The 24,419-nt window shown below is 67.5% G+C and carries 21 protein-coding genes; all 21 read left to right on the top strand.

Features of this window, described 5'->3' with window-relative positions:
• Nucleotides 1-88 precede the first annotated feature (88 nt).
• The 21 genes from dapF to ACF8O7_RS05530 all read left to right on the top strand — a co-directional run bounded on the left by dapF (nt 89) and on the right by ACF8O7_RS05530 (nt 24,354).
• A complete protein-coding gene (dapF, locus tag ACF8O7_RS05630) occupies nt 89-949 on the top strand; it encodes a diaminopimelate epimerase (protein ID WP_016448046.1) in 861 nt (286 codons plus the stop codon).
• Nucleotides 946-1,659, top strand: coding sequence for a DUF484 family protein (locus ACF8O7_RS05625; RefSeq protein WP_016448045.1), 714 nt, complete (start codon nt 946-948; stop codon nt 1,657-1,659). The genes dapF and ACF8O7_RS05625 overlap by 4 nt, the downstream gene beginning before the upstream one ends.
• Before the next feature lie 14 nt (nt 1,660-1,673).
• Nucleotides 1,674-2,762: a tyrosine recombinase XerC gene (locus ACF8O7_RS05620; protein WP_126312865.1), complete on the top strand. Its 1,089-nt coding sequence runs from the start codon at nt 1,674-1,676 to the stop codon at nt 2,760-2,762.
• Between the two features lie 134 nt (nt 2,763-2,896).
• Nucleotides 2,897-4,012 (top strand): GTP-binding protein, encoded by a 1,116-nt coding sequence (locus ACF8O7_RS05615; protein ID WP_016448043.1) that lies wholly within the window; start codon nt 2,897-2,899, stop codon nt 4,010-4,012.
• A gap of 530 nt (nt 4,013-4,542) precedes the next feature.
• The gene (gene dksA / locus ACF8O7_RS05610) at nt 4,543-5,037 is read left to right on the top strand and encodes an RNA polymerase-binding protein DksA (protein ID WP_016448042.1); all 495 of its coding nucleotides are present in this window, start codon (nt 4,543-4,545) and stop codon (nt 5,035-5,037) included.
• 45 nt (nt 5,038-5,082) lie between these two features.
• A complete protein-coding gene (locus tag ACF8O7_RS05605; RefSeq protein ID WP_193616007.1) occupies nt 5,083-6,867 on the top strand; it encodes an STAS domain-containing protein in 1,785 nt (594 codons plus the stop codon).
• Nucleotides 6,868-6,936: 69 nt separating this feature from the next.
• Nucleotides 6,937-7,482: an ATP-dependent protease subunit HslV gene (gene hslV, locus ACF8O7_RS05600; RefSeq protein WP_016448040.1), complete on the top strand. Its 546-nt coding sequence runs from the start codon at nt 6,937-6,939 to the stop codon at nt 7,480-7,482.
• A gap of 105 nt (nt 7,483-7,587) precedes the next feature.
• On the top strand, nt 7,588-8,907 hold the full coding sequence (hslU, locus tag ACF8O7_RS05595; RefSeq protein WP_193616008.1) for an ATP-dependent protease ATPase subunit HslU: 1,320 nt from the start codon (nt 7,588-7,590) through the stop codon (nt 8,905-8,907).
• 370 nt (nt 8,908-9,277) lie between these two features.
• Nucleotides 9,278-9,706 (top strand): division/cell wall cluster transcriptional repressor MraZ, encoded by a 429-nt coding sequence (mraZ, locus tag ACF8O7_RS05590; protein ID WP_026062826.1) that lies wholly within the window; start codon nt 9,278-9,280, stop codon nt 9,704-9,706.
• Between the two features lie 15 nt (nt 9,707-9,721).
• Entirely contained in the window at nt 9,722-10,651 is a 930-nt protein-coding gene (gene rsmH / locus ACF8O7_RS05585) for a 16S rRNA (cytosine(1402)-N(4))-methyltransferase RsmH (protein WP_126312866.1), read from the top strand.
• Between the two features lie 40 nt (nt 10,652-10,691).
• On the top strand, nt 10,692-10,976 hold the full coding sequence (gene ftsL, locus ACF8O7_RS05580) for a cell division protein FtsL (protein WP_012203393.1): 285 nt from the start codon (nt 10,692-10,694) through the stop codon (nt 10,974-10,976).
• Nucleotides 10,973-12,721 (top strand): penicillin-binding protein 2, encoded by a 1,749-nt coding sequence (locus ACF8O7_RS05575; RefSeq protein WP_013804112.1) that lies wholly within the window; start codon nt 10,973-10,975, stop codon nt 12,719-12,721. The genes ftsL and ACF8O7_RS05575 overlap by 4 nt, the downstream gene beginning before the upstream one ends.
• Entirely contained in the window at nt 12,718-14,247 is a 1,530-nt protein-coding gene (locus ACF8O7_RS05570) for a UDP-N-acetylmuramoyl-L-alanyl-D-glutamate--2,6-diaminopimelate ligase (RefSeq protein WP_016453129.1), read from the top strand. Before ACF8O7_RS05575 ends, ACF8O7_RS05570 begins: the two co-directional genes overlap by 4 nt.
• A complete protein-coding gene (murF, locus tag ACF8O7_RS05565) occupies nt 14,244-15,659 on the top strand; it encodes a UDP-N-acetylmuramoyl-tripeptide--D-alanyl-D-alanine ligase (protein ID WP_047217442.1) in 1,416 nt (471 codons plus the stop codon). The genes ACF8O7_RS05570 and murF overlap by 4 nt, the downstream gene beginning before the upstream one ends.
• Entirely contained in the window at nt 15,650-16,828 is a 1,179-nt protein-coding gene (gene mraY / locus ACF8O7_RS05560; protein WP_016448034.1) for a phospho-N-acetylmuramoyl-pentapeptide-transferase, read from the top strand. Before murF ends, mraY begins: the two co-directional genes overlap by 10 nt.
• A 4-nt stretch (nt 16,829-16,832) precedes the next feature.
• Complete coding sequence (gene murD, locus ACF8O7_RS05555) at nt 16,833-18,794, top strand: UDP-N-acetylmuramoyl-L-alanine--D-glutamate ligase (protein WP_126312867.1); 1,962 nt, start codon at nt 16,833-16,835, stop codon at nt 18,792-18,794.
• Nucleotides 18,795-18,799: 5 nt separating this feature from the next.
• Nucleotides 18,800-20,065 carry a putative lipid II flippase FtsW gene (gene ftsW, locus ACF8O7_RS05550; protein ID WP_017404612.1) on the top strand — a complete coding sequence of 422 codons (1,266 nt, stop codon included), beginning with the start codon at nt 18,800-18,802 and terminating at the stop codon, nt 20,063-20,065.
• Nucleotides 20,062-21,153: an undecaprenyldiphospho-muramoylpentapeptide beta-N-acetylglucosaminyltransferase gene (gene murG / locus ACF8O7_RS05545; RefSeq protein WP_016448031.1), complete on the top strand. Its 1,092-nt coding sequence runs from the start codon at nt 20,062-20,064 to the stop codon at nt 21,151-21,153. Before ftsW ends, murG begins: the two co-directional genes overlap by 4 nt.
• A complete protein-coding gene (gene murC, locus ACF8O7_RS05540) occupies nt 21,150-22,583 on the top strand; it encodes a UDP-N-acetylmuramate--L-alanine ligase (protein ID WP_016453132.1) in 1,434 nt (477 codons plus the stop codon). The genes murG and murC overlap by 4 nt, the downstream gene beginning before the upstream one ends.
• Entirely contained in the window at nt 22,580-23,557 is a 978-nt protein-coding gene (locus tag ACF8O7_RS05535) for a D-alanine--D-alanine ligase (RefSeq protein WP_017404614.1), read from the top strand. Before murC ends, ACF8O7_RS05535 begins: the two co-directional genes overlap by 4 nt.
• Nucleotides 23,554-24,354, top strand: a complete 801-nt coding sequence (locus ACF8O7_RS05530; protein ID WP_016448028.1) for a cell division protein FtsQ/DivIB — start codon at nt 23,554-23,556, stop codon at nt 24,352-24,354. The genes ACF8O7_RS05535 and ACF8O7_RS05530 overlap by 4 nt, the downstream gene beginning before the upstream one ends.
• The last annotated feature ends 65 nt before the right edge of the window (nt 24,355-24,419 follow it).

Here is a 24,419-nt window from a genome sequence, read left to right as displayed (position 1 = left end):
CCGGAGACGCAGGCGGCTGGATGGCGCTCTGCGCCAGGGCATGCCCCGGATTGCGCCATGAGGCTGCCGTGCAGGGGATAATCGCGGGATGCAGATCCGCTTTACCAAGATGCAGGGCGCTGGCAACGATTTCGTGGTCCTTGACGAAACCGCCGGCCCGCTGGGCCTGAGCGCAGCCCAGTACCGCTTTCTGGCCCACCGCCAATTCGGCGTGGGCGCCGACCAGATCCTCACGGTGCGGCCCTCGCCCGCCGAAGGCATCGACTTCGAATACGTGATCCACAACGCCGACGGCGGCGAGGTCGAGCAGTGCGGCAACGGCGCGCGCTGCTTTGCCCGCTATGTGCACGACAAGGGACTGACGGACAAGTCCGTCATCCGCGTGCAGACGCTGGCCGGCCTCATCGCCCCCGAGCTGCATGCCGATGGCCGCGTCACCGTGGACATGGGCCAGCCCGTGCTGGAGCCCGCCCTGGTGCCCTTCGATGGTGCAGGCCTGGTTCCCCGCCCGCTGGGTGCGGCGCAGCAATGGCCCCTGCAGCTGGGCGACGAGGCCACGGTCTGGATCGCCCCCGTTTCCATGGGCAACCCGCATGCGGTGCAGCTGGTGGACGATGTGGACCATGCGCCCGTGGCCACCTGGGGCCCGCTGATCGAGCGCCATGCGCGCTTTCCCCAGCGCGTCAATGCGGGATTCATGCAGATCGTCGATCGCGGCCAGATCCGGCTGCGTGTGTACGAGCGCGGTGCCGGCGAGACGCTGGCCTGCGGCACGGGCGCCTGCGCGGCCGTGGTGGCCGGCATCCGCTGGGGGCTGCTCGACGCGCGCGTCGATGTGCACACCCGCGGCGGCCGGCTGACCATCGAGTGGGACGGCGGCGCAGTGCGCATGACCGGCCCCGCAGAGTTTGTTTTTGAAGGACAGATCGAGGTTCCCGACCAGCCATGAACAGCACTACCGATATCGCCGTCACCGAAGAGACGATTGCCGACTACCTGCTGAACCATCCGGAATTCTTCGAGCGCCACGCCGAGATGCTCGCGCGCGTGCAGCTGGTCAGCAGCCACAGCCCGCGCACCGTAAGCCTGCAGGAACGCCAGGCCGAGATGCTGCGCGAGAAGATCAAGGGCCTGGAGCACCGCATCATGGACATGATGCGGCACAGCAGCGAGAACGCCTCCATCGCCGACAAGCTGCACGCCTGGAGCTGCGCCCTGGCCAAGGTCCAGGACCTGCGCGAACTGCCCCATGCGCTGACGGCCAGCCTGCAGCATGTCTTCGAGGTGCCCCAGGTGGCCCTGCGCCTGTGGAACGTCTCCGGCGCGCAGACCAGCAGCATCTACACCATGGGCGTCAGCGACGATGCCAAGTCCTTCGCTGCCTCGCTGACCATGCCGTTTTGCGGCCCCAACATGGGCTTCGAGCCCGGCGGCTGGCTGGTCGATCCCGACGCGGCCCAGTCCCTGGCCCTGCTCACCCTGCACGATGGCGACCCCGGCAACCCGGCCCATGCCTTCGGCATGCTGGTCCTGGGCTCGCCCGATCCGTTGCGCTTCGAGGCCACCATGGGCACGGAATTCCTCTCGCGCATCGCGGCCCTGGCCAGCGCGGCCCTCTCGCGCATGCGGCCCGTGGCGCTGACCCTGGCGCGCGGCTGATCGGCTGAAAGCCCATGCCGGGGGCATCGGACAGGGACGGGCTCCCGGAAGGCGGCCTTCCGGCAGAGGATCTGGAGGCAGAGGACCTGGCGCTGCTCCCCTCCGCCGTCCATGCCTATCTGGAGCATGTGCGCGTGCAAAAGCGCTTGGCCGACCGCACCTGCGCACTCTATGCGCTGGACATGGCCCGGCTGTGCGCCATGGCCCGCGACGCCGGCCTGGATCTGCTGGCGCTGCAGCCCGCCCATATCCGCCGCTTCGTGGCCCGGATGCATTCCCGGGGCCGCAGCCCGCGCGGCATTGCGCTCATCCTGTCCGGCTGGCGCAGCTTCTTCCGCTGGGCGGCCCAGCAGTCGCTGGTGCCTTTCAATCCTGTGGAGGGCGTGCGCGGCCCCAAGGCACCCAAACCCCTGCCCAAGGCATTGGGCGTGGATGACGCCGTGCAGCTGGCCGCCTTCAGCAACGCCGATGCCGACCCCTGGATCGAGGCGCGCGACGCCGCCATCACCGAATTGCTGTACAGCTGCGGCCTGCGCGTGGGCGAGCTGGTGGGGCTGGACGTGGCGCCCGGCCAGGACACGCAGCGCCAGGGCCGTGGCTGGATAGACCTGCAGTCCGCCGACGCCCACGTGCAGGGCAAGGGCGGCAAGCGCCGCACCGTGCCCGTGGGAGCGGCCGCGCTGCAGGCGCTGCAGCGCTGGCTGGCCCTTCGGGAAACGGGTCTTGCGGGGGCGGCCGCGCAGGCTGCGCAGCACGAACCCGCCCTTTTCATCGGCCGGCGCGGCGAGCGCCTGGGCGCGCAGTCGGTCTGGGCGCGGCTGCGCCAGCGCGGGCAGCAGTCCGGCCTGTCGGCCGGTGTCCATCCCCATGTGCTGCGGCATTCGTTCGCCAGCCACATGCTGCAGTCCAGTGGCGATCTGCGCGCCGTGCAGGAGCTGCTGGGCCACGCCAGCATCTCGACCACGCAGATTTACACGCGCCTGGATTTCCAGCATCTGGCCCAGGCCTACGAGAGCGCCCACCCGCGCGCGCGCCGCAAGAGCGGCGACAGCAGGCAAGTCGGCGAAATCGGCGAAACCCCTGAAAAGGACAACCTCGAATAAAAAAGGCCAAGCCCTCTGGCAAAACAGCACTTGACAGGCTCGCTAAACTTATTCGGAACGTCTTTTCGACAAGGCCCGTCCATGGTGGACGGGCCTTGCCGCTTCCCTTTGCTGAATTTTCTGAAAGCAATCCCATGGCACTGATTCCCGTCACCATCCTTACCGGCTTCCTGGGCTCGGGCAAGACCACGCTGCTCAAGCGCGTGCTCAGCGAGTCCCACGGCATGAAGATCGCCGTGATCGAGAACGAGTTCGGCGAGGAAAACATCGACACCGACATTCTCAAGACGGAGTCCAAGGAGCAGATCCTGCAGATGAGCAACGGCTGCATCTGCTGCACCATCCGCGAAGACCTGCGCGAGACCCTGCAGCTGCTGGCCTCCAAGCGCCGCAAGGGCCTGGTGGAGTTCGACCGCATCGTGATCGAGACCACGGGCCTGGCCGATCCCGGTCCCGTCGCCCAGACCTTCTTCATGGACGACGAGATCGCCGAGACCTATCTCATCGACTCCATCCTGACCCTGGTCGACGCCAAGCACGCCAACCAGCAGCTGGACGACCGCCAGGAAGCGCGCCGCCAGGTCGGCTTTGCCGACCAGCTCTTCCTGTCCAAGACCGACCTGGTCAGCGAGGACGAGAAGAACGCGCTCATCCACCGCCTCAAGCACATGAACCCGCGCGCGCCCATCCGCGCCGTGCATTTCGGCGAAGTGCCCCTGAACGAAGTCTTCGACCTGCGTGGCTTCAACCTCAATGCCAAGCTGGACATCGATCCCGACTTCCTCAAGGAAGACGATCACGACCACGGCCATGATCACAAGCACGAGCATGGCGAGCACTGCAGCCATGACCACGAGCATGACGAGAACTGCGGGCACGACCACGCCCACAGCCACGCCCATGATCACGAGCACGGCGAACACTGCAATCATCCTCACCACCATCACCACGATGACGACGTCAAGAGCTTCGTCTACCGTGCCGACCGCGCGTTCGACCCTGCCCGCCTGGAGGACTTCCTGGGCGCCATCGTCAACATCTATGGCCCGCGCATGCTGCGCTACAAGGGCGTGCTGAACATGCAGGGCACGGAGCGCAAGGTCATCTTCCAGGGGGTGCACCAGCTCATGGGCAGCGACCTGGGACCGCAATGGGCCGAAGACGAAAAGCGCCAGAGCAAGATGGTCTTCATCGGCATCGACCTGCCCCAGGACATCTTCCTGCAGGGCCTGGAGCAGTGCCTGGTCTGAGCCGTCTGTGAACTTTTGTGAGGAATCACATGGTTTTTGCTGACATCTGATTGACGCAGGAGCCGCCCGAATCTGCAGGCGGTTCCTCTGCTTTCATGTGGGGTATGTGCAACGGCTTGCGCTCCTGTAGAGCATCGATACAATCGCGCCCCTGAAGAGAGCCCCCAAGCCCAATGGACTGCCCCGCAGGGGTCGCCCATACCGTGAGGAGACAGCAAGTGAGCGCCGAATCCAGCAAGAAGCCGTCAGTGGCCGCCCAGGCCCCGGCTGCAAGCCAGAAGGCCGCGGTCCGCACTGCGGTCGGCGTCGTCGACCTGGCCTCCCGCGCTGGCTGGAAAAGGGCTCTTTGCACGCACGGCCGCCGCACGGCCTGGATTGCCGCACCCCGCCGCAAGGGGAAGCCGGCAGGTTCCGCAACTGCGGCGATCGGCTGTCCTACATGGCATTCGACCCGGGCGCCTCGATTGACAGTACCATCCATGGCCCCGTCCGATGCCCCCGGCTCGGACTAAGTTAGCGAAACCAACACTATGCCTACCACTACGCAAACGCCTTCGTCGGGATCGACGAAACGAGACCCCAAGCTGGCCAATGCCTGGAAGACCAAGTCGGCGGAGGAGCTGACGGATGCCGAAGTGCTGGCCATGTCCGATGACGACTACATGAATGAGAAGCAGATGGCGTTTTTCCGCCTGAAGCTGCTCACTCTCAAGCACGACATGCACACCAACGCGGGCGAGACGGCAGAAAACCTGCGCGAGGACACCGTGGTGGTTCCCGATCCGGCCGACCGCGCCACCATCGAGGAAGAGCACGCGCTGGAACTGCGCACCCGCGACCGCGAGCGCAAGCTGCTCAAGAAGATCGAGCAATCCATTGCACGCATCGACGCAGGCGACTACGGCTACTGCGACGAAACCGGCGAGCCCATCGGCGTGGGCCGCCTGCTGGCCCGTCCCACGGCCACGCTGTCGCTGGAGGCCCAGCAGCGACGCGAGCTCAAGCAGAAGATGTACGGAGATTGAGTTGCGGCAACGGCCTTCGGAACGGTGGTGCTAATCTGATTCGCCATGGCAAAAGAAGAGAGCAGCAAATCGGGAGGGTTGTTGTCCAAGGTGGTGCGCTTTGTGCGCCACCCGACGGTCAATTGGTCCGATCTCGACGGCCTCGACGCTGACCAGGAGAGCCAGTACAGCAAGCAGGCGCTCAAGGAAATGATCGAGCGCAAGCGCCGCAACGACTTCGTACGCAAGCGCGAATTCGACCAGCTGCGCCGCCTGCGCCAGGCCGAGTTGCAACAGGCCTCCCGGCCGGGCAGCGCATCTGTCGGTGTCGGCGTGCCCGGACCGGCTGCGCAGGGCTCGCAATTCCTCAGCAGCCTGCTGAGCTCCAAATCCTCCGGCGAGCGCGCCGTCACGCTCAAGAAGATCGACGAGATCGAGGCCCAGATGTCCCAGCAATGGTGGCGGGGCAAGCAGGCGGCCGACGCCACCACCATTCCCATGGCGCTGCCCGCTGGCGGCAACCCCGCGCCGGCGTCGTTTCGCAAGCAGCCGCCGCCGGGCCAGATCCCCATGCTCAGCGACGTGGTGCCTGCGGCCATCGCCTCGGCCGGCGATGTGGCGGCCTTTGCCACCACCTTGCCCATGAGCCTGGCACCTGCGCCGCAGGTGCCGTCCGTCTCCACGGCTCCCCTCATGGATTCCATGCCCATGGCCCGCCCCTTGCGGCCCTTGGAAGGGGCCACCGATTTCCTGCCCGCCTTCGCGGCCACCGAGGTCTCTGCCCCGCAGCCCATGGACATGGTGCCGCCATCCTTCGTGGTGTTCGAGCACGATCCCGACCTCGAAGAGCCGGCCATCCTCTTTGCCAATGGTGACGTGGACGGCGCCGAGCAGGGCATGCTGGAGCTGATCGAGCGGCGCGATGTGCCTGCGCAGCTGCCGGTCTGGCTGGCCTTGCTGGACCTGTACCGCGCGGCCGATCGCCCGCTGCAGTTCGACAAGGCCGGCATTGAATTCGCGGCGCGCTTCGGCCGCTCCGCTCCCCAGTGGTTCGCGATGCCGCAGCAGCGCACCGCCGCGATGGCGCCCCTTCCCGGCGCAGCGGCAGGGCGCGGCTGGCGCTGGAGCGCTCCTGCCCAGGTCACGCCCAGCGCCGTCACGGCGCTGAAGGCCTCCCAGGCCAAGGCCGCCGGTCCCTGGACCCTGGACTGGGCTGCCGTGACCCACATCGACGAGGCGGCAGCCACCGCCTTGGAGGCGCTGCTGCAGCAATGGGCCGATTCCCAGGGCGTATTCGTGCTGCTCAACGCGGACCGGCTGCAGGCGCTGCTGGGCGCGCTGGCTCCCTCGGGCGACTCCGCTGTGGATACGCTGTGGTGGCGCCTGCGCATGGCCGTGCTGCGCCTGATGAACCGGCAGGATGATTTCGAGCTGGTGGCCCTGGACTACTGCGTGACCTACGAAGTCTCGCCACCTGCATGGGTGGACCCGGTCTGCCAGTGCCTGATGCAAGCCGTCGAGTCCGGCGGTGCACAAGCCCCTGTGCAGCCGGGCGCTGCCGCCCCGGCGGATACCGTGCGATTTGCGCTGTCCGGCACCATCGAAGGCGATGCCTCCACCTGGCTGGACCCGGTGCAGGAAGGCGCCAGCCTGGGCGAGCCGGTGTTCATCGACTGCACCCAGCTGGTGCGCATGGACTTTGCGGCGGCCGGCTCCGTGCTCAACTGGGCGGCCCACATGCAGTCGCTGGGCCATGTGCTGCAGTTCGGCCAGCTGCACCAGCTGGTGGCCGTATTCTTCAATGTGATCGGCATCCAGGAGCATGCGCAGGTAACGCCGAGACGGGACTGACCTGCCGAGCGGCGGCATTCTTTGGAGGGGCTCTTGAGAAGACGGGAGCCGCCCTCATCTGGCACCGCTATGGAACAGTATCACGGCACCACCATCATCAGCGTGCGCCGGCAGACCCCCGAAGGCGTGCAGGTCGCCATCGGTGGCGATGGCCAGGTCACATTGGGCAACATCGTCGTCAAGGGTACGGCGCGCAAGGTGCGCAAGCTCTACCACGGCAAGGTGCTGGCCGGCTTTGCCGGCGCCACGGCCGACGCCTTCACGCTGTTCGAGCGCTTCGAGGCCAAGCTGGAAAAGCACCAGGGCCATCTGACGCGCGCGGCCATCGAGCTGACCAAGGACTGGCGCACCGACCGCGTGCTGCGCCGGCTGGAGGCCATGCTGGCCGTGGCCGATGCATCGGCCTCGCTGATCATCACCGGCAACGGCGATGTGCTGGAGCCCGAGCAGGGCATCGTGGCCATCGGATCGGGTGGCGCCTACGCGCACTCGGCGGCCAAGGCGCTGCTGACCAACACCGAGCTGTCGGCCGAGGAGATCGTGCGCAAGTCGCTGGCGATTGCCGGCGAGCTGTGCATCTACACCAACATGCACCATACGGTCGAGACGCTCTGAGACCCTCGCGGCGCGGGCGGTTCTCGCCCGGCCATTGAAACGGATAGCCGCCAGCGGCCAGGTAACGGAAGCGGGGCTGGCGGCGCAATGCTTCGAATACACACCATGTCCTCTGCCATGACCCCCCAGGAGATCGTCTCCGAACTGGACCGCCACATCGTCGGCCAGACCGGTGCCAAGCGCGCCGTGGCCATCGCTTTGCGCAACCGCTGGCGCCGCCAGAACGTGGCCGACGGCCTGCGCCAGGAAATCACGCCCAAGAACATCCTCATGATCGGCCCCACCGGCGTGGGCAAGACCGAGATCGCGCGCCGCCTGGCGCGGCTGGCCGATGCGCCCTTCATCAAGGTCGAGGCCACCAAGTTCACCGAAGTGGGCTACGTGGGCAAGGACGTGGACGCCATCATCCGCGATCTGGCCGAGGTCGCCGTCAAGCAGACGCGCGAGGCCGACATGAAGAAGCTGCGCCTGCGCGCCGAAGACGCTGCAGAGGACCGCATCCTCGACGTGCTCGTGCCCCAGGCCCGCAGCGGCGAGGTGGCTGCCGACAGCACGGCTCGCCAGGTCTTTCGCAAGAAGCTGCGCGAAGGCCAGCTCGACGACAAGGAAATCGATATCGACGTGGCCGACGCGCCGCCTCAGGTGCAGATCATGGGCCCGCAGGGCATGGAGGAGATGGCCGAGCAGCTGCGCGGCATGTTCAGCCACATGGGCCAGGAAAAGCGCAAGACGCGCAAGCTGCGCATTGCCGAGGCCATGAAGCTGCTGACCGACGAGGAAGCGGCCAAGCTCGTCAACGAGGAAGACGTGCGCACGCGCGCCATTGCCAATGCGGAGCAAAACGGCATCGTCTTCATCGACGAGATCGACAAGGTCGCCACGCGCCAGGAAAGCAGCGGCTCCGACATTTCGCGCCAGGGCGTGCAGCGCGACCTGCTGCCCCTGGTCGAGGGCACCAGCGTCTCCACCAAGTACGGCGTGGTCAAGACCGACCACATCCTGTTCATCGCCTCGGGCGCCTTCCACCTGTCCAAGCCCAGCGACCTCATCCCCGAGCTGCAGGGCCGCTTTCCGATCCGCGTGGAGCTGGAGTCGCTGTCGGTCCAGGACTTCGAAGCCATCCTCACCCAGACCCATGCCTCCCTGGTCAAGCAGTACCAGGCGCTGCTGGCCACCGAAGGCGTCACGCTGGAGTTCACGCCCGAAGGCATCACCCGGCTGGCCGGCATCGCCTTCGAGGTCAACGAGCGCACCGAGAACATCGGCGCGCGCCGCCTGTCCACCGTGCTCGAGCGGCTGCTGGACGAGGTCAGCTTCGATGCGGCCAAGCTTTCGGGGCAGACCGTCACCATCGACGCGGCCTACGTGGACCAGCGCCTGCAGTCCCTGAGCCAGGACGAAGACCTGTCTCGCTTCATCCTCTGAAGCCTGCCCCGGCGGCCGAGCAGCCGCCATCGAAGTGACTGCCCGCATTGCCGGGCAGTCACTTTTTGTAGGAGGCCGGCCCGAGTTGCACCCGGTCGCCAGCGAATTGAATCGTTGCAATTGCCTGCCGGGATTGAGAGTTCACTTGCAATCACTCCCCTAAGTGCTTGTAAAGTCTCGGTTTTTTGTCATCACTCACATTGCATTCGATCTCTAAGTTGTTGATTTCATTGCAAATAATTGTCCATTCCCGGGTTGTGAAACACCAAATTGCTGCTACAGTGCAAAAAAGTGCAATTAAGTGGTGAAAGTTGCCTTTGTGCCCCGATTTCCGGGACGCGATGGCTCCAACCGACCGGGGTGACTGACCGTGTTTCAAGGGGCGTCCTCGCTGAATCTCGATGGCAAGGGGCGGCTGTCTGTGCCGACCCGGCATCGTGACGCCCTCCTGGCCATGGCGCAGGGCCAGGTCACCCTCACCAAACACCCCCATGGTTGCCTGATGCTGTTCCCGCGCACGGAGTGGCTGCAGTTCCGCGAGCGGATCGCGCAGCTGCCCATGTCGGCGCAGTGGTGGAAGCGCATCTTCCTGGGCAACGCCATGGACGTGGACATGGATGCCACCGGCCGTGTGCTGGTGTCGCCCGAGTTGCGCGACGCCGTGGGTCTGACCAAGGAGGTCGTGCTGCTGGGCATGGGCAACCATTTCGAGCTGTGGGACAAGGCCACTTATGAGGCACATGAAGCGAAGGCCATGCAGGAAGAGATGCCTGCGGCCTTCCAGGATTTTGCTTTCTAGGAAAGAGGCGTTCTCTTGAATCAGCCGTTGCAACACATCACCGTTTTGCTCGACGAGGCCGTCGATGCGCTGCTGGGCGGCGCCGCGCAGCCCGTTGCCGGGCAATGGGTGGACGCGACGTTCGGGCGAGGCGGGCATTCCCGGCGCATCCTCCAGCGGCTAGGGCCGGGCGGGACCTTGCTGGCGTTCGACAAGGACCCGGACGCGATCGAAGAGGCAGCGCGCATCACCGATGCGCGTTTTTCGATTCGGCACGAAGGGTTTCGCCACCTCAGCGAGTTGCCGGCCGGCAGCGTGCAGGGCGTGCTGATGGACCTGGGGGTGAGCTCTCCCCAGATCGACAACCCCGAGCGTGGCTTCAGCTTCCGCTTCGAGGGTCCGCTGGACATGCGCATGGACACCACGCGCGGTCAGAGCGTGGCGGACTGGCTGGCGGAAGCCGATGCCCAGCAGATTGCGGAGGTGATACGTGACTACGGCGAAGAACGGTTTGCTGGCCCCATTGCAAAGGCGATTGTTGCTCGGCGCGAAAGCCAGGGGCCCCTTCGCAATACCGCGGAGCTTGCCGAGCTCGTGGCTGGCGCGGTCCGGACCCGCGAGGCTGGGCAGAACCCAGCGACACGCACATTCCAGGCTCTTCGGATTTTCATCAATGCCGAGCTTGAAGAACTCGAACAGGCGCTAGAGGCCAGCCTGCGCGTGCTCGCGCCGGGCGGGCGCCTGGTGGTGATCAGCTTCCACTCGCTGGAAGACCGCATCGTCAAGCAGTTCATTGCCAGGCATTCCAAGGAAGTCTATGACCGGCGCGCACCCTTTGCCGCGCCCACACCCATGCGCCTTGAAGCCCTGGGCCGCATCAAGCCCAGCGAGGCCGAGGTCGCCGCCAATGCGCGTTCGCGCTCGGCCGTGATGCGCGTGGCCCGCCGCACCGAGGTGCCTGCATGAAGCGCACGCACCGTCGTCTGGCGCAAGAGGAGGGCGTGGCATGCTGCGCCTGAACCTCGTGCTGCTGCTGGCGGTGATGGCCAGCGCCATCTTCCTGGTGCACAACCAGTACGAGTCGCGCCGGCTGTTCACCGAACTGGACCGCGCCGTGGCCGAATCGCGCCGCCTGGCCACCGAGCAGCAGCGCCTGCAGGTGGAAAAGCGCGCCCAGGCCACGCCACAGCGCATCGAGGTCATGGCGCGCGAGCGCCTGCAGATGAAGCCGGCCACGCCGGCCATCGCCCAGTACGTCAATGACGATGCGCGCACCGGAGTGGCTCCATGACGCGCAGCGTGCTCTACACCTCCAGCCCCTTGCTGGCGTCCAAGACACCCCTGTGGCGCAGCAAGATGATCGTGGCCATGCTGGGCCTGGGCTTTGTCGGCCTGGGCGCACGCGCGGCCTATGTGCAGGTGTTCGGCAACGACTTCTTCCAGCGCCAGGGCCAGGTGCGCTTTGCGCGCACGCTGGAGCTGCCGGCCAACCGCGGCCGCCTGCTGGACCGCAATGGACTGATCCTGGCCTCCAGCGTGCCGGCCGCCAGCATCTGGGCCATTCCCGAAGATGTCGAGCAGGACGACCCCGAGGTCAAGGCCAAGCTCAAGCAGCTGGCCGCGCTCATGGAGATGCCGCTGCCCGCGCTGATGGAAAAGCTGGCCGACGAGGACAAGACCTTCGTCTGGATCAAGCGCCAGCTCGACTGGGACGTGGGCCAGCAGATCCATGCCCTCAACATCAAGGGCATCTACCAGCGCAAGGAATACAAGCGCCAGTACCCGGAAGGCGAATCGGCTGCCCACATCGTGGGCTTCACCAATGTGGAAGACCATGGCCAGGAAGGCATGGAGCTGGCCTTCGACAAGGAGCTGGGTGGCAAGCCCGGCTCGCGCCGCGTGATCAAGGACCGCCTGGGCCGCGTGGTCGAGGGCGTGGGCGAGGAAGTGCCGCCTCAGGACGGCCGCGACATCCAGCTGTCCGTGGACAGCAAGGTCCAGTACTTCGCCTACCAGAAGCTCAAGGAGCAGGTCATCGCGCACAAGGCCAAGGCGGGCAGCGTGGTGGTCATGGATGCGCACACCGGCGAATTGCTGGCCCTGGCCAACTACCCCAGCTACGTGCCCGACAAGCGCAAGAACCTGACGGGCGAGCAGCTGCGCAACCGCGCCATCACCGACACCTTCGAGCCCGGCTCGACCATGAAGCCCATCACCATCGGCCTGGCGCTGGAGTCGGGCCGCTTCAAGCCGGAAACGCCCATCGACACCACGCCGGGCCGCGTCAACGTCACGGGCTCGACGATTTCCGACACCCACAACTATGGCCTGCTCACCGTGGCCGGCGTGATCCAGAAGTCCAGCAACGTGGGCACGACCAAGATCGCGCTGCAGATGCCGGCCAAGGAAATGTGGGAAACCTTCTCGGCCGTGGGCTTCGGCCAGAAGCCGCAGATCTCCTTTCCCGGCGCCGCCAGCGGTCGCCTGCGTCCCTACAAGACCTGGAGGCCGGTGGAGCAGGCCACCATGGGCTATGGCTACGGCCTGTCCGCCAGCCTGCTGCAGATGACGCGCAGCTACACCGTCTTTGCCAACGGCGGGCGCGTGATCCCGGCCACCATGGTCAAGACCGACGAGCCGCCCGTGGGCGTGCCCGTGTTCTCTCCGCGCACGGCCAACGAGGTGCGCAAGATGCTGGCCCTGGCGGCCGGCCCCGGCGGCACGGGCCAGCGCGCCCAGACCATCGGCTACTCGGTGGGCGGCAAGTCGGGCACGGCCCGCAAGCAGCAGGGCAAGGGCTATGCCGCCGGCAAGTACCGCGCCTGGTTCACGGGCATGGCGCCCATCGAGAACCCGCGCATCATCGTCGCCGTGATGGTGGACGAGCCCAGTGCCGGCACCATCTACGGCGGCACCGTGGCGGCACCCGTGTTCAGCGAAGTGGTGCAGCAGACGCTGCGCCTGATGGGCGTGCAGCCCGATATGGAAGTCAAGCCCTTGATCGTCGCCAATCCCGTGGAGGAGCCCTCGCTATGAGTTCCTCCCAAGCCCTGCTGATGCTGTCGTCGGCCACCGAGGCTGTCCAATGGCTGGCCGCCCGCCTGCAAGGCAGCGGCACGCTGCAGACCGACAGCCGTAAGGTCCGGCCCGGCGACGCCTTCATTGCCTGGCCCGGCGCGGCCACCGATGGCCGCGCCCATGTGGCCTCGGCCCTGGAGCGCGGCGCCGTGGCCTGCCTGGTCGAAGCGCAGGGCGTCGAGCCCTTCGGTTTTTCCGGCGAGCACATTGCGGCCTTGCCCGGCCTCAAGGCCGCCACGGGCCTGATCGCCGACCAGTGGTTCCAGCATCCCAGCGCCCGGATCGACGTGCTGGCCGTCACCGGCACCAACGGAAAGACCACCACGGCCTGGTGGCTGGCGCATGCGCTGGCCCAGGTGAAGCTGCAGGAACGCAGCGGCTGCGCCCTGGTGGGCACGCTGGGCGTGGGCATCCCGCCCGCCCTGGAATCCACGGGCATGACCACGCCCGACCCGGTGCGGCTGCAGCGCGCATTCCGCGAGTACGCCGATGCGGGCCTGGCGGCCTGCGCCATCGAGGCCTCGTCCATCGGCATCGTCGAGCACCGGCTGGACGGCACGCGCATCCGCGTGGCGATGTTCACCAATTTCACGCAGGACCATCTCGACTACCACGGCAGCATGCAGGCCTACTGGGATGCCAAGGCCGCGCTGTTCGACTGGCCCGGCCTGCAGGCCGCCGTCGTCAATGTGGACGACGCGCACGGCGCGCGCCTGTGGGCCACGCTGCAGTCGCGCCCATCCTCTGCCGCGCTCGATGTCTGGAGCATTTCCATCGAGGGCGCGGCGCGCCTGCAGGCCAAGGACATCGCGCTGGGCGCCGAGGGCCTGAGCTTCACCGTGATCGAGGCCGGCCACAGCCTGCGCATGCACACGCGCATGGTGGGCCAGTACAACGTATCCAACCTGCTGGGTGTGCTGGCAGCGCTGCGCTGCCTGGGCCTGAGCCTGGACCAGGCCGTCGCTGCCTGCGCCCACCTGGAACCCGTGCCCGGCCGCATGCAGCAGATCGTCCAGCCCGGCCAGCCGCTGGTGGCCGTGGACTACGCCCACACGCCTGACGCGCTGGACAAGGCCCTGCGCGCCTTGCGCCCGGCCGCCGAGCAGCGCCAGGGCCGGCTGTGGTGCGTGTTCGGCTGCGGTGGAGACCGCGATGCCACCAAGCGGCCGCTCATGGGGCAGGCCGCCCAGAAGAATGCCGACTGCGTGCTGGTCACCAGCGACAACCCGCGCAGCGAAGTGCCCGACCGCATCATCGACCAGATCCTGGCCGGCATGCAGCCGGGCGAGAACCTGCAGTCCCAGGCCGATCGCGCGGCGGCCATCGCCCAGGCGATCGCGCACGCCAGCGAACGCGACGTGGTGCTGATCGCCGGCAAGGGACATGAGGACTACCAGGAGACGGCAGGCCAGCGCCATCCGTTCTCCGACATGGCCGAGGCGCGCAAGGCGCTGGCGGCCCGTGAAGGAAAGAAGCGGTCATGATGACCTTGCAACAAGCGCTGGAGCTGATCCAGTCGCATATCCCCCAGGCACGGCTGGTCGGCAACGGCCAGACCGTGCTCACGCGCGTGCACACCGACACCCGCACGCTGCAGGCCGGGGATCTGTTCGTCGCCTTGAAGGGCGAGCGTTTCGATGCCAACCAGTTCCTGGTCCAGGCCCGCGAGGCCGGTGCCGCCGCAGCCCTGGCCCATGGCGGCCTGGAGGCTGCAGGCCTGTCCGGCATCGAAGTTCCCGATTCGCTGGCCGCCCTGGGCGCGCTGGCCACGGCCTGGCGCGCGCGCTTTGCGCTGCCGCTGATCGCCGTCACCGGCAGCAACGGCAAGACCACGGTCACGCAGATGGTGGCCTCCATCCTGCGTGCCCATGCGGGCGAGGCGGCGCTGGCCACGCGCGGCAACTTCAACAACTCCATCGGCCTGCCGCTGAGCCTGATGCGCATGACTGGCCAGCACCGCGTGGCCGTGCTGGAGATGGGCATGAACCATCCCGGCGAGATTGCCGAGCTGGCCGCCATCGGCCAACCCACGGTGGCCCTGGTCAACAACGCCCAGCGCGAGCACCAGGAATTCATGCACACGGTCGAGGCCGTGGCGCGCGAAAACGGCAGCGTGCTGCTGGCCCTGCCCGCCGACGGCGTGGCCGTGTTCCCCGCAGGCGACACCTACACGCCGCTGTGGCGTGAGCTGGCGGGCGCCCGCCAATGCCTGCTGTTCGGCGAGTCTGGCGACGGCGCCCATATCCACGCGCGTGACGCGCTGTGGCTGGGCGATGCCTGGCAGTTCACCCTGGCCACGCCCGAGGGCGAGGCGCCGGTGCGCCTGCACATCGCCGGCCGCCACAACGTGCGCAACGCGCTGGCCGCAGCGGCCTGCGCCCAGGCTGCCGGCGTGCCGCTGGCCGACATCGCACGCGGCCTGAGCGTGTTCGAGCCCGTGCAGGGCCGCTCGCGCGCGCTGAGCGTTTCGGTGCAAGGCCGCCCGGTCACCGTGATCGACGACAGCTACAACGCCAATCCCGATTCGGTGGCCGCGGCCATCGAGGTGCTGCGCGAACTGCCCGCTCCCCAGCTGCTGGTGCTGGGCGACATGGGCGAGGTCGGCGACCAGGGGCCGCAATTCCATGCCGAGGCGGGCGCGCTGGCGCGCAGCCTGGGCATTGCCCGGCTGTTCACGCTGGGCGCGCAAAGCACATCCGCCGCCACCGCATTCGGTGCAGGTGCCCGGCATTTCGAAGACATGGCCTCGCTGCAACAGGCAGCCTGTGCCGCGCTGCCCGAGGTGGGTAGCATTCTGGTCAAGGGTTCGAGGTTCATGAAGATGGAGCAGGTGGTTCAGGCGGTCGAGGCGGCCGGCAAGGATGACGGTTGCAAGAAGGAGGCCGCATGCTGCTGATGCTGTCCCAATGGCTGCAGGGCCTGTCCCCCGAGTTCGGCTTTCTGCGCGTCTTCCAGTACCTCACGATGCGCGCCGTGATGGCCGCGCTCACGGCCCTGGTCATCGGCCTGCTGGCCGGACCGCGCCTGATCCGCATGCTGACCTCGCTCAAGATCGGCCAGCCCGTGCGCGGCTACGGCATGGAAACCCATCTGGCCAAGAGCGGCACGCCCACCATGGGCGGGGCGCTGATCCTGCTGTCCATCGCCGTGTCCACGCTGCTGTGGTTCGACCTGTCCAACCGCTTCGTCTGGATCGTGCTGCTGGTCACCCTGGGCTTCGGCACCATCGGCTGGGTCGATGACTGGCGCAAGGTGGTCAACAAGGACCCCGAGGGCATGCGCTCGGGCGAGAAGTATTTCTGGCAGTCCGTCATCGGACTGCTGGCCGCGCTCTACCTGGTGTTCTGCATTTCGGAGAACACCAATGCCCAGGTCTTCGAGCTGTTCGTGACCTGGGTGCAGTCGGGCTTTTCGCTGGACCTGCCGCCCAAGGCCGGCCTGCTTGTTCCCTTCTTCAAGGAAGTCAGCTACCCGCTGGGCGTGCTCGGCTTCGTGGTCATGACCTACCTGGTCATCGTGGGCGCCAGCAATGCGGTGAACCTGACCGATGGCCTGGACGGCCTGGCCATCATGCCTGTGATCATGGTGGGCTCGGCCCTGGGCATCTTTGCCTACGTCACCGGCAATGCCGGCTACGCCAAGTACCTGCTGTTCCCGCACATCCCGGGCTCGGGCGAGCTGCTGGTGTATTGCGCGGCCATGGCCGGAGCGGGTCTGGCCTTTCTGTGGTTCAACGCCCATCCGGCCCAGGTCTTCATGGGCGACGTGGGCGCGCTGGCGCTGGGCGCTTCGCTGGGCACCATCGCCGTGATCGTTCGCCAGGAAATCGTGCTGGCCATCATGGGCGGCATCTTCGTGGTCGAGGCGCTGTCGGTGATGCTGCAGGTCACCTGGTTCAAGTTCACCAAGAAGCGCTATGGCGAAGGCCGTCGCCTGCTCAAGATGGCGCCGCTGCACCACCATTTCGAGAAGAGCGGCTGGAAGGAAACCCAGGTCGTGATCCGCTTCTGGATCATCACCATGCTGCTGTGCCTGCTGGGCCTGTCCACGCTGAAGCTGAGGTGAGTCCATGAACACCGAAGACTTCAAGACCGAACCTCCTGCGCTGCCGGCTGGCGAGCCCGCTGTCCCGGCGCTGCATGCCGAACTGGCCAAGGGGGCCGACTTTGCCTCGGAGTCTGCCGGTGAGCGGGCGGACGAGCCGGTCGCGGATCCGGTCCTGGACGATTCGCCGGCTGCGGCTCTGGAAGGCGCAGAGCAGCCGCTGGCTGCGGAGCCTTCGCAGGCGCTTGGGCTTGAGGCAGCCCCAGCCCCTGCGGCGATGACCGAGCCTGTACCCGACATCTCCACGCTGACGGCGGCCAGGGATGCCGCTGCCTTCGTGGCCCAGATCTTTGCCGACCCCAGCATCTCGGATTCCTCCGACGCCGAGGTCACCCCGGTCGCCACCGAAGAGGCGGTTGAAGCCGAACAGGTACTGCCACCCGTGGCTGCCGGCTGGCCCGGCGAGCAGGCCCAGCACCTGCAGGGCCAGCGCGTGCTCATCCTGGGCCTGGGCGCCTCGGGCCTGGCCATGGCGCGCTGGTGCGTGCGCTGCGGCGCCGAAGTCATCGTGGCCGATACGCGGCAGGCGCCGCCCCAGCTGCAACAGCTGTCCGCCGAACTGCCCCAGGCGCGCTTCGTGCCCGGAGATTTCACGGCCCAGCTGGTGGACGGCCAGAGCCTGGGGCTGGTCTACCGCTCGCCCGGCCTGAGCCCGGCCGCCGTGGCGCCCGTGGTCGACACGGCCCGGGCCCAGGGCCTGCCCGTGGGCGGCGAACTCGATCTCTTCGCCATGGCGCTCAAGGCCCTGGCCGCAGCCCATGGCTACCGTCCCACCGTGCTGGGCATTACCGGAACCAATGGCAAGACCACGGTCACCTCGCTGACCGGCCAACTGCTGGAGCATGCCGGCCTGCGCGTGGCGGTGGCGGGCAATATCGGCCCCACGCTGCTGGACACGCTGACCCAGGCCATCGATGCCGAAACGCTGCCCCAGGCCTGGGTGCTGGAGCTGTCCAGCTTCCAGCTCGACGGCGTGCAGATGTTCGAGCCCACGGCCGCCGCCGTCCTCAATATCACCCAGGACCACCTGGACTGGCACGGCAGCCTGCGCGCCTATGCCGATGCCAAGGCCTGTATCTTCGGCAGCAGCGGCATCATGGTGCTCAACCGCGAGGACCCCGAGGTCATGCGCATGCTGCCGGCACCCGTGGTGCCGCTGGGCAAGCGCCAAAAGCCCCAGCAGCGCGCCCACATCACCTTCGGCGGCGACATGCCGCGCCGCCCCGGCGACTTCGGTCTGGAAGTGGTCAGCGGCATGACGTGGCTGGTGCGCGCCCATGAGGCCGACGAAACCGCCAAGGGCAAGAACGCCGAAGACCTGTACATCCAGCGCCTGATGCCCGCCGACGCGCTGCGCATCCGTGGCCGGCACAACGCCATCAATGCCCTGTCCGCCCTGGCCCTGGCCAGCGCGGGCGGCTGCACGCTGGCGCCCCTGCTCTACGGCCTGCGCGAGTACCGGGGCGAGCCGCACCGCGTCCAGCCCATCGGCCGCGTCAACGGCGTGGAGTACTACGACGACAGCAAGGGCACGAACGTGGGCGCCACCGTGGCCGCGCTGTCGGGCCTGGGGCCTGACCACCGCATCGTGGTCATCCTGGGCGGTGACGGCAAGGGCCAGGATTTCTCTCCGCTGGCCGCACCCGTGTCGCGCCACGTGCGCGCCGCCGTGCTGATCGGCCGCGACGCGGGCCGCATCCGCGCTGCGCTGCAGGACTGCGGCGTGCCCCTGGTCGATGCCACCACCATGGCCGATGCCGTGCAGCTGGCCGCCTCGCGCGCCCATGAAGGCGACGCCGTGCTGCTGTCGCCCGCCTGCGCCAGCCTGGACATGTTCCGCAACTACGAGGACCGGGCCCACCAGTTCGTCGATGCCGTGCGCGCGCTGGCGCTGGATGCCGGGCATGAACTCGGAGGTGCTGCATGAGCGCGATGAACGCCATGAACCAGGCCCTGGGCCGCATGCGCTCCTGGTTCGGAGGCGCGCAGGAAAAGGCCATCGACGTGCTGCCCGTGCGCCTGGGCGGTCCCCAGTACCACCGGCCCACGCAGACGCCGGCCAGCGTGCTCGGCCTGGACCAGGCCCTGATCTGGGTGGTCATAGGCCTGCTGGCCTGGAGCCTGGTCATGGTGTATTCGGCATCGATCGCCATGCCGGACAATCCGCGCTTCGGCAAGATCGCGCCCACCCATTTCCTGATGCGCCATGCCATGTCCATCGGCATGGCCTTCGTCGGCGCGCTGCTGGCCTTCCAGGTGTCCATGGCCACCTGGGAGCGCATGGCGCGCAAGCTCTTCCTGGTGTCCCTGGTCCTGCTGGTGGCCGTGCTGATCCCGCACGTGGGCACCGTGGTCAACGGCGCGCGGCGCTGGCTGTCCCTGGGCATCATGAACTTCCAGCCGTCCGAGCTGGCCAAGTTCGCCGTGCTCATCTATGCGGCCGACTACATGGTGCGCAAGATGGAGGTCAAGGAGCGCTTCTTCCGCGCCGTGCTGCCCATGGGGCTGGCCGTGGTGCTGGTCGGGGTGCTGCTGCTGGCCGAGCCCGACATGGGCGCCTTCATGGTGATCGTGGTGATCGCCATGGGCATCCTGTTCCTGGGCGGCGTGAACGCGCGCATGTTCTTCCTGATCGCGGCCCTGGTGGTGCTGGCCTTCGTGCTCATCATCGCCACCTCCGAATGGCGGCGCGAGCGCATCTTTGCCTACCTCAATCCCTGGGATGAAAAGCATGCCCTGGGCAAGGGCTACCAGCTGTCGCATGCGTTGATCGCCATCGGGCGCGGCGAGATCTTCGGCGTGGGCCTGGGCCGCAGCGTCGAAAAGCTGCACTGGCTGCCCGAGGCGCACACCGACTTTCTGCTGGCCGTGATCGGCGAGGAATTCGGCCTGGTCGGCGTGCTCCTGATCGCCGTCACCTTCCTGTGGCTCACGCGCCGCATCATGCTCATAGGGCGGCAGGCCATTGCGCTGGACCGGGTGTTCTCCGGCCTGGTGGCCGAGGGCATTGCGATCTGGATGGGCTTCCAGGCCTTCATCAACATGGGCGTGAACCTGGGCGCGCTGCCGACCAAGGGACTGACGCTGCCCCTGATGAGCTTCGGCGGGTCGGCCATCCTCATGAATCTGATAGCGATAGCGGTGGTGTTAAGGGTGGACTACGAGAACAAGTTGCTGATGAAGGGAGGGCATGCATGACGCAGTCCACCTCTCAAGGCACGCAACGCCAGCGCACGGCCCTGATCATGGCCGGCGGCACGGGCGGCCATATCTTCCCGGGCCTGGCCGTGGCCCAGGCGCTGCGCGAGCGCGGCTGGAACGTGCGCTGGCTGGGCGCCCCCGGCTCCATGGAGTCGCGCATCGTGCCGGCCCAGGGCTTCCCGCTGGAGACCATCGAGTTCTCGGGCGTGCGCGGCAAGGGCATCATGACCCTGGCCTTTTTGCCCATGCGCCTGCTGCGTGCCTTCTGGCAGGCGCTGGCCGTGGTGCGCCGCGTCAAGCCCGACGTGGTCGTGGGCCTGGGCGGCTACATCAGCTTTCCTGGCGGCATGATGGCCGTGCTGGCCGGCAAGCCCCTGGTGCTGCATGAGCAGAACTCCGTGGCCGGCATGGCCAACAAGGTGCTGGCCAGCGTCTCCCACCGCATCTTCACCGCCTTCCCCAACGTGTTCCCCAAGGGCCGCTGGGTCGGCAACCCCTTGCGCCAGGCCTTCACCGAGCAGCCCGCGCCCGAGCAGCGCTTTGCGGGCCGCAGCGGTCCGCTGCGCCTGCTGGTGGTGGGCGGCAGCCTGGGCGCCAAGGCGCTCAACGAGATCGTGCCGCAGGCGCTGGCCCTGATACCGGCCGATGTGCGCCCCGTCGTGCTCCACCAAAGCGGCGCCGCACAGATCGACGCCCTGCGCGCCAACTACGCGGCGGCAGGCGTGCAGGCCGAGCTGACGCCCTTCATCGACGACACGGCGCGCGCCTTTGCCGAGGCCGATGTCATCGTCTGCCGCGCCGGTGCCAGCACGGTGACCGAGATCGCGGCCGTGGGCGCAGCCGCCATCTATGTGCCTTTCCCGGCCGCCGTGGACGACCACCAGACCGCGAACGCGCGTTTCCTGGTCGATGCCGGTGGTGGATGGTTGATGCAACAAAGCGCACTGACTGCCCAAAGCCTGGCCGAAATGCTACAAAATATGCAGCGTGCGACGCTGCTGGAGCGCGCTGGAAAAGCCAAGAAAATGCAAAAGACCGAAGCCACCGCCGAGGTGGTCGCCGCCTGTGAGGAACTGGCCGCATGAAGCACGCCATTCATCACATCCATTTCGTCGGCATCGGCGGAGCCGGAATGAGCGGCATCGCCGAGGTGCTGCACAACCTGGGTTACGCCGTCTCGGGCTCGGACCTGTCCGACAGCGCCACGCTGCGCCGGCTCGCAGGCCTGGGCATTGCCACCCACGTCGGCCATGCGGCCGCGAACATCGAAGGGGCTGACGCCGTCGTCACCTCCACCGCCGTGCAGTCCGACAACCCCGAGGTGGTCGCTGCGCGCACGCACAAGATCCCCGTCGTGCCGCGTGCACTCATGCTGGCCGAGCTGATGCGCTTCAAGCAGGGCATCGCCATCGCAGGAGCCCACGGCAAGACCACGACCACCAGCCTGGTGACCAGCGTGCTGGCCGAGGCCGGGCTGGACCCGACCTTCGTCATCGGCGGCAAGCTCAACAGCGCGGGCGCCAACGCCAAGCTGGGCCAGGGCGACTACATCGTGGTCGAGGCGGACGAGTCCGACGCCTCCTTCCTGAACCTGCTGCCCGTGATGGCCGTCGTCACCAACATCGACGCCGACCACATGGAAACCTACGGCCATGACTTCGGCCGGCTCAAGGGCGCCTTCGTCGACTTCCTGCACCGCATGCCGTTCTACGGCCGCGCCATCGTCTGCGTGGACAGCCCGGCCGTGCGCGAGATCCTGTCCCAGGTGGCCCGCCCCGTGACCACCTACGGCTTTGCCGAGGACGCCCAGGTGCGCGCCCTCAACGTGCGCGCCGAGGCCGGCCGCATGCATTTCACGGTGCGCCGCAGCAACGGCCAAAGCTATCCCGACCTGGACGTGGTGCTGAGCCTGCCGGGCGAGCACAACGTGCTCAACGCGCTGTCGGCCGTGGCCGTCGCCATGGAGCTGGAGATTGCCGACGAGGCGCTGCTGCGCGCCTTCGAAAGCTTCAAGGGCGTGGGCCGGCGCTTCCAGCGCTATGGCGAACTCCCTGCAGCGGACGGTGGCATCTTCACCGTCATCGACGACTACGGGCACCACCCTGTCGAGATGGCGGCCACGCTGGCTGCTGCGCGCGGCGCCTTCCCGGGCCGCCGCCTGGTGCTGGCCTTCCAGCCGCACCGCTACAGCCGCACGCGCGATTGCTTCGAGGATTTCGTCAAGGTCATCGGCCTGGCCGATGCCGTGCTGCTGACCGAGGTCTATGCGGCCGGCGAGGCGCCGGTGGTGGCGGCCGATGGCCGCTCGTTGGCGCGCGCCCTGCGCGTGGCCGGCCGGGTCGAGCCGGTCTTTGTGGAAGACGTTGCCGAGCTGCCGGCGGCCCTGGCCGCCCACGCCCGCGATGGCGACGTGCTGTTGTGCATGGGGGCCGGCTCGATTGGCGCCGTGCCCGGAAAGTTGGTTGAAATGCTTCAGAAACAAGAGCTGCAGGCGCAGCAGGGAGCTGCGCAATGAGCAGCTTCGGCACCCAGATCGATGTCAAGGCCCTGGGCAAGGTGGCCGTGCTGTTGGGCGGCCGCTCGGCCGAGCGCGAGGTCTCGCTGATGTCGGGCACGGGCGTGCTCAAGGCCCTGCTGTCGCAGGGCGTGGATGCCCATGCCTTCGACCCCGCCGAGCGGGACCTGGGCGAGTTGAAGAAGGACGGTTTCGACCGCTGCTTCATCGCGCTGCATGGCCGCTACGGTGAGGACGGCACGGTGCAGGGCGCGCTGGAGCTGCTGGGCATCCCGTACACGGGCCCCGGCGTGATGGCCTCCAGCATCGCCATGGACAAGATCATGACCAAGCGCATCTGGCGCTTCGAGGGTCTGCCCACACCCGACTGGCGGCTGGTCGCCAGCGCCGACGAGACCCGCGCCGCGCTGCAGGCGCTGGGCGCGCCCATGATAGTCAAGCCCTCGCGCGAGGGCTCGACCATCGGCCTGACCAAGGTCTGGACAGCCGAGGAATGCGAGCAGGCCTATGTGCTGGCCTCCCGGTACGACCCCGAAGTGCTCTGCGAAGAGTTCATCGAAGGCGACGAGACCACCTGCCCCGTGCTTGGAACCGGCGAGGGCGCCCACGCCCTGCCCGTGATCCGCATCGTCGCGCCCGAAGGCAACTACGACTACCAGAACAAGTACTTCACCGACGACACCCAGTACCACTGCCCCAGCGGCCTGCCTGCCGAGGAAGAGGCCGAGATCCGGCGCATCGTCGTGCGGGCCTTCCGCACGCTGGGCTGCCGCGGCTGGTCGCGCGCCGACATCATGATCCGCGCCAGCGACCGCAAGCCCTTCCTGCTGGAGATCAACACCTCGCCGGGCATGACGGGCCACTCGCTGGTGCCCATGTCGGCCCGCGCCATCGGCGTGAGCTACGAAAACCTGTGCCTGGGCATCCTGGCCAGCGCCGCGCTGGACGCGCAACCGGAGCAGGAGCACGCATGAGCTACTCCCTGCCGGCCCCCTTCGACGTCAAGCTCATGAACGTGACCGCCACGGTCCTGTTCGTGGGCGTGGCTGCGCTGGGGCTGGCAGCGGTGAGCTGGTGGGCGCTGCGCCATCCGGCCTTCAACATCGGCCGCATCGTGGTCGAGGGCGAGCTGGTGCACAACAACGCGGTGACGCTGCGCGCCAATGTGGCGCCGGTGCTCACGGGCAACTTCTTCACCGTGGATCTCAAGGCCGCCAAGGCGGCGTTCGAGCAGGTGCCCTGGGTGCGCGAGGCGCAGGTGCGCCGCGACTATCCCAACAGCCTGCGCGTCATCCTGCACGAGCATGTGGCCGAGGCCTTCTGGGGGCCTGATTCGGGCACCGGCCTGGTCAACAGCTTCGGCGAGGTCTTCGAGGCCAACCTGGGCGAGCTGGACCGCGACGGCCTGCCGCGCCTGCAGGGCCCCGAGGACAGCGCCCCGCAGATGCTGCAGATGTACCGGCTGCTGGTGCCGGCGCTGGGGCCGCTGGATGTGGAGATCGACGGGCTGACGCTCAATGCGCGCGGCAGCTGGCAGCTCAGGCTGGCCAACGACGCACAGATCGAACTGGGTGGCGGCAGCGTGGAGGCAGTGCTGCAGCGCGTGCAGCGCTTCGTGCGCACGCTGCCCCAGATCACGACCCAATACAAGCGCAAGGCCGACGCCATCGAGTCGGCCGACCTGCGCTACGAAGACGGATATGCGCTGAGGCTGCGCGGTGTGACCACCGGCACGGCCAAGGCGCCGGCTGCAGTGCGTCCCCGACGCTGAAGACGAGGGAGGACAGACCTATGTACATGCACACCAAGCAGCGACACAGCGACAGGACAGAACCA

The sequence above is a fragment of the Delftia sp. WSY_16 genome (assembly GCF_043104415.1).
Classification (GTDB): domain Bacteria; phylum Pseudomonadota; class Gammaproteobacteria; order Burkholderiales; family Burkholderiaceae_C; genus Comamonas; species Comamonas tsuruhatensis.
Note: the sequence above shows the minus strand (reverse complement) of the source record. Positions and strands in the feature narration are given on the sequence as shown.

Coding starts and splice junctions, on each gene's coding strand:
- ACF8O7_RS05620 (WP_126312865.1), top strand. CDS start 1,674: ATGCCGGGGGCATCGGACAGGGACGGGCTCCCGGAAGGCGGCCTTCCG.
- ACF8O7_RS05625 (WP_016448045.1), top strand. CDS start 946: ATGAACAGCACTACCGATATCGCCGTCACCGAAGAGACGATTGCCGAC.
- murC (WP_016453132.1), top strand. CDS start 21,150: ATGAAGCACGCCATTCATCACATCCATTTCGTCGGCATCGGCGGAGCC.
- hslV (WP_016448040.1), top strand. CDS start 6,937: ATGGAACAGTATCACGGCACCACCATCATCAGCGTGCGCCGGCAGACC.
- ACF8O7_RS05570 (WP_016453129.1), top strand. CDS start 12,718: ATGAGTTCCTCCCAAGCCCTGCTGATGCTGTCGTCGGCCACCGAGGCT.
- ftsL (WP_012203393.1), top strand. CDS start 10,692: ATGCTGCGCCTGAACCTCGTGCTGCTGCTGGCGGTGATGGCCAGCGCC.
- ftsW (WP_017404612.1), top strand. CDS start 18,800: ATGAACGCCATGAACCAGGCCCTGGGCCGCATGCGCTCCTGGTTCGGA.
- ACF8O7_RS05575 (WP_013804112.1), top strand. CDS start 10,973: ATGACGCGCAGCGTGCTCTACACCTCCAGCCCCTTGCTGGCGTCCAAG.
- murD (WP_126312867.1), top strand. CDS start 16,833: ATGAACACCGAAGACTTCAAGACCGAACCTCCTGCGCTGCCGGCTGGC.
- ACF8O7_RS05605 (WP_193616007.1), top strand. CDS start 5,083: ATGGCAAAAGAAGAGAGCAGCAAATCGGGAGGGTTGTTGTCCAAGGTG.
- murG (WP_016448031.1), top strand. CDS start 20,062: ATGACGCAGTCCACCTCTCAAGGCACGCAACGCCAGCGCACGGCCCTG.
- ACF8O7_RS05535 (WP_017404614.1), top strand. CDS start 22,580: ATGAGCAGCTTCGGCACCCAGATCGATGTCAAGGCCCTGGGCAAGGTG.
- dapF (WP_016448046.1), top strand. CDS start 89: ATGCAGATCCGCTTTACCAAGATGCAGGGCGCTGGCAACGATTTCGTG.
- ACF8O7_RS05615 (WP_016448043.1), top strand. CDS start 2,897: ATGGCACTGATTCCCGTCACCATCCTTACCGGCTTCCTGGGCTCGGGC.
- ACF8O7_RS05530 (WP_016448028.1), top strand. CDS start 23,554: ATGAGCTACTCCCTGCCGGCCCCCTTCGACGTCAAGCTCATGAACGTG.
- dksA (WP_016448042.1), top strand. CDS start 4,543: ATGCCTACCACTACGCAAACGCCTTCGTCGGGATCGACGAAACGAGAC.
- hslU (WP_193616008.1), top strand. CDS start 7,588: ATGTCCTCTGCCATGACCCCCCAGGAGATCGTCTCCGAACTGGACCGC.
- murF (WP_047217442.1), top strand. CDS start 14,244: ATGATGACCTTGCAACAAGCGCTGGAGCTGATCCAGTCGCATATCCCC.
- mraY (WP_016448034.1), top strand. CDS start 15,650: ATGCTGCTGATGCTGTCCCAATGGCTGCAGGGCCTGTCCCCCGAGTTC.